This window comes from Litoribrevibacter albus (genome assembly GCF_030159995.1).
Classification (GTDB): Bacteria; Pseudomonadota; Gammaproteobacteria; order Pseudomonadales; family Litoribrevibacteraceae; genus Litoribrevibacter; species Litoribrevibacter albus.
On record NZ_BSNM01000005.1, the window covers coordinates 1 to 859 of the forward strand.

Sequence of the window (859 nt, forward strand, 5' to 3'; positions counted from 1 at the left end):
CTGTTGTAGTGTCAGTGCCGTCAGTCAACGTCATGCTGTCCATTGCGAAACCGAAGTCGATTTCTTTAGTACCTTGTAGGAAAGACGCTACGTCTTGAGTACCCAAGTGGATCAATAGGTCGCCGTCCGCTTCTACGTCGATGTCAATTTTGATGTCGTCCAATACTGCAGTACCTGCAGACGCCAGATCAGCACCAGCACCACCAAACTCGATACCGTTGATAGAAAGAGTACCTTCATCGGTATAGTCAAAACGGTCGATAGATACTTGAGTGGTTAGGTCGATAGAGATACCAGACTGACCAGTCATACCAGAAAGCGTTGAATCATCCAATGCTTCTAGAGCGTGTACAGAAGATAGTGGTGCAGCGATCGCAGCTACTAGAGCCAGCTTTTTGAAACCTTTCATTGTGTAACTCCTAATTATTATTTTTGAGTACTTTATAAGTAGAGTCTTTGTTAACTCTTATATCCAGTTTAACGAACTATTCGTTCCATAAAACCCAACAATCAGCGAAACAAACCAAATATTCCCCGACCTCACACCCCAACCTTTCGATTGAACCCCGCCATTTCAGCGTCAAAAAACACAATTCCTGTCGCCGCAAAACAAAAACAAGCAAATCAGTAACACAAACCATCCAAAATCGTAACAACCACCACACAATAAAACCAAGTTCATAATCAGCACGCACAAAAAAAACCGCCCGAAGGCGGCTTTTTCAATACTTGCTTTAAAGCAATCAGATCAACTTAGTGACCGTATACTTTCAAAGTAGTACCAGATACGTCCAAGTTCTCCATGTGGATTGTACCAATTGTTTGAGATACACCACCTACAGAACCCATACCAACAGTC

1 protein-coding gene is annotated in these 859 nt (G+C 42.8%); it reads right to left on the minus strand.

Annotation, left to right across the window (positions count from 1 at the left end; translation table 11 throughout):
- Positions 1-409 (minus strand): DUF6160 family protein (locus tag QQL66_RS04770; RefSeq protein WP_284379398.1); only part of this gene is annotated, 409 nt, incomplete at its 3' end.
- Between the last annotated feature and the right edge of the window lie 450 nt (positions 410-859).